At 53.7% G+C, this 3,366-nt stretch carries 4 protein-coding genes and 1 pseudogene; all 5 read left to right on the top strand.

All coding sequences use genetic code 11. The features are described 5' to 3' along the window. Positions 1-284 (top strand): annotated as a pseudogene (locus J7396_RS22050) (hypothetical protein); the annotation flags it as partial. 31 nt (positions 285-315) lie between these two features. Continuing rightward, positions 316-810 carry a DUF4189 domain-containing protein gene (locus J7396_RS22045; RefSeq protein WP_011051710.1) on the top strand — a complete coding sequence of 165 codons (495 nt, stop codon included), beginning with the start codon at positions 316-318 and terminating at the stop codon, positions 808-810. A gap of 21 nt (positions 811-831) precedes the next feature. Further along, a complete protein-coding gene (locus J7396_RS22040) occupies positions 832-1,635 on the top strand; it encodes an FG-GAP repeat protein (RefSeq protein ID WP_244669827.1) in 804 nt (267 codons plus the stop codon). A 104-nt stretch (positions 1,636-1,739) separates the two neighbouring features. Beyond that, positions 1,740-3,035: a peptidoglycan-binding protein gene (locus J7396_RS22035; RefSeq protein ID WP_139790230.1), complete on the top strand. Its 1,296-nt coding sequence runs from the start codon at positions 1,740-1,742 to the stop codon at positions 3,033-3,035. Positions 3,036-3,074: 39 nt separating this feature from the next. Next, a partial coding sequence (locus tag J7396_RS22030; RefSeq protein ID WP_209262144.1) for a type IV secretion system protein occupies positions 3,075-3,366 on the top strand: 292 nt, incomplete at its 3' end.

Here is a 3,366-nt window from a genome sequence, read left to right as displayed (position 1 = left end):
GATTAGGACTGGTGTTAACGACATTGATCATCACCGCACCGCCGATGGCCGCTGCCTTCTTCCAGGGCACGCTGGGCCAGTTCACGGCGTATTCTGCCCTGGGGCAGCTGGATCGAGGCGGTCAGTCAGCTCCGGCTGCTGGGCGGCCTTATGAGCCGGGGGCGCCGGCTAGAGAAACGCAGGATACTTCTCCTCAAAGGGCACGTGGAATAAATACCGTTAATTCTTCTGACGTTTCATCCCAAGAGCCTAGTTCAGGTAATCGTGGGCTTGCACAAAAGTAACTTGTCGCCTTTTCAGCTGATGTGGTGAAAAATGATTATTATCCGCTTGGCTTCAATTATTCTTCTTGTAAGTTGGACTGCCCCTGCTTTCGCTCAAACGGCTTGTCCGGCAGGTGTGGCCCCTGGGAGCCCGCAATGTGGGCCTGACTCTGGTACTTCAAGAGATGATATTCCCACGCCTCCGCCGAGGCCAACGGGTGAGTGGATTAAGACCTGGGGGGCAATCGCTGGCTCCGATTCCACCGGTGAGGCTGGAACTGCGGCAGGGGAGTTGTCGGAAGATAAGGCGAAGGATATTGCTATTCGTCGATGTTCTGTAAACGGAGCAAGCGATTGCAAGATAAACTTGGTTTATCGTAATCAGTGTGCAGCTTTGGTTTCTACGCAGTCGGATAGTTTTTATCAGGGATCTGCGACCAAGGAGCGCGCTATTGATTTAGCGATCGGAAACTGTAAAAAAAGCAGATCTGGTGAATGCAAGGTGCTATATTCGGGCTGTTCTGATCCAATATTCAAGAAATATTGATTTGAGTTAGAAGGATTTTCCATGTTGACGCGCGAATTAGCAAGGGCCGTAGCCGGGGTGATTTATTTGATTTGCGTCGTCTCGATCACAGCTTGCAGTCCTAGTAATGCTCCATCCGCAGAGGCTGACGGAGAAAAATCACCTGCTAAAAATCAAGCTAGCAAAAAACCTGAATACGAGTTGCAAAAGGATTTGAAAATGCCATCTACTGCTAATGCAAAACTCAACGAGCAGGGCGAGATAAGCGCAGATATCGGTGGAATTGCCGTTTCAGTTCATGCGCAGAGCTGCACCGAAGATAGCCCGGGGATCATGCTATGTAACCGTTCGCCGGTCGTGGAGGTGACATTCCCCGGAGCCAAGCCGATTGCACTGGAGCCTGAGGCTTTGTACGTGGATAGTAATTCCACGTTCTATCATGGTCCGCTAGACGACACTTACAAGAAGAACCGCCACTCAATCATTTTGACCGATATCAATGGCGATGGGCACGAAGATGTAGTGGTGTGGTCTGGAAAAGAGGGTAATTATGGTGGTCCCTCTTACAGTGTCTATCTTTTCGATGCTGCGCAGAAAATCCTTGTTTTCAATCAGTCGCTATCCGATATTACGGTAATGGCCAACGGTCTATTCTCCGTGAAAGGAAATATGCTGACGTCTACTTCTGGTGATGGATGTTGTATCCACGTCTTCGATACCTACGAGCTTAAGAATAACGAGGCAGTGCTGATAGAGCGGTTAACCGAAGACACGAATGATCCGGCTAATCCGAAGAAAAAGATCGAGCGGCTTCAAGACGGTGAAATGAAGGAGGTGTCCAACTAGAAGTGAGTGGTAATTGGTAGTGAGTACATGCAACGCATCTTCGGGTCTGCAATGCCGGTAGATGCAACAACAAATTCTAATGATATGCACGTACGGAGAATACTATGAGCGATGGACGTGGTCGGAGCACTGAAGGCTTTGGTGTGGATCGGGAGTCTTCTGTTAGGTTGATCGTCAAAACCGCTCTTGAGAACGGTGTGACAGATCCAAAGCAAATATCGTACATGTTGGCGACGGCTCAACATGAGACGCGTAATTTTCAGGCGCCTGAAGAAGATTTCGGACGCAGCCAAGCGCGCAAGCTTGGATATAGCGGCGGCGAGGAGTTCTATGGGCGTGGTTACGTGCATCTTACCCACGACTACAACTATGCGAAGTTCGATAAGTTGCTAGGCCTTAACGGTGAAATGGTCCGCAACCCGGACATGGCCAAGCAACCGGAAATCGCTGCAAAAGTTCTAGTTGTAGGTATGCGTGACGGCTTGTTTACAGGCAAGCCTCTTGATCGCTACATCGATCATGATAGCCACGACGTCTACAACGCGCGACGCGTTGTCAACGGAGTTACTCCTAGCAAACCCTGGAGCGTGAAGGCAGCCAAGGAATGCGAGGAATATGCGGGCAATTGGGAACGTCGCGTTCCCGATTTGATAGAAAGCGTCAAGCGCGATGGTGTCGATCTCAAGCACAGCGTGACGTCTGGTTCGACATCCCATCAAGTTTCGAAGTCCAATGATGGCAAGCTCGAACAAGGCGAGCGCGGCGAGCAGGTGAAGCAGCTCCAAGGCCAGCTTGCTCAGCTTGGCGCCGTTGGTCGCGATGGCAAGCCGTTGCGCGCGGATGGCGATTTCGGCGGCAACACCAAATATGCGGTCGAGCAATTCCAGCGCGAGCACGGGTTGCAGATAGATGGCGTCGCAGGTCAGCAGACCCAGGCCGCTTTGGCCAAGGTGTTGGCCCAGGCGACACCCAAGCAACCTGAGCACACGGCCGCGCCTGCTGCGCCGGCACAGGCAGCCTCCAGCCCCTTGTTGTCTGATCCGCGCCATCCCGACAACGCGATGTACAACGGCGCAGTGAGCAAGCTCGAGGCGCTGGGTGAACGTGGCGGCTTTGCCAACCGCAAGGAACTCGAGCAGGCAGCCGGCCAAATCGTGTTCGAGTCCAAGGTCAGTGGTTTGCAACGCATCGACCATGTGGTACCCAACAAGAGCGGCGACGGCTTTTTCGCAGTGCAGGGCGAGCTGACCGACCCGGCAATGCAGCGGGTTTTTGTGGATCGCAATCAAGCGCAGAATCAGCCGTTGGAAAACAGCAGCCGGCAAGCGGCCGAGGAAAGCCAGCGTCAGGCCACCCAGGTGCAGACTCAAGAAACTGCTTCGCGCTCGATGTCCATATAGGTCGGGTGTGTTGGTCGTTGCGCTTCGGCGATCTTGTAAATCGCCAAGGCGGTCAGGAATGCTCGCCTTGGCTCTACTTGCAACGACCTGCGCAATGAGATTGCGATTTTCCAGTGGAATCTGTTGCAGCGAACGACGGCGTTGGTGGGGGTGGTGGCGCTCACGGTGCTGACGCTGTGGATTTTGATCCAGGGCTATCGCAGCGTGACCGGGCAGTCGCGTGAGGCGGCCATGGGCCTGGTGGTGACGGCGCTGCGCGCCTCGCTGATCATCGCCCTGGCGACGAGCATGGCGGAGGGTTCGTCAAAACTGTACTGGACGCTGACGGAGG

It is taken from the genome of Xanthomonas sp. A1809, from assembly GCF_017746015.1.
GTDB classification, from domain to species: domain Bacteria; phylum Pseudomonadota; class Gammaproteobacteria; order Xanthomonadales; family Xanthomonadaceae; genus Xanthomonas; species Xanthomonas euvesicatoria.
Note: the sequence above shows the minus strand (reverse complement) of the source record. Positions and strands in the feature narration are given on the sequence as shown.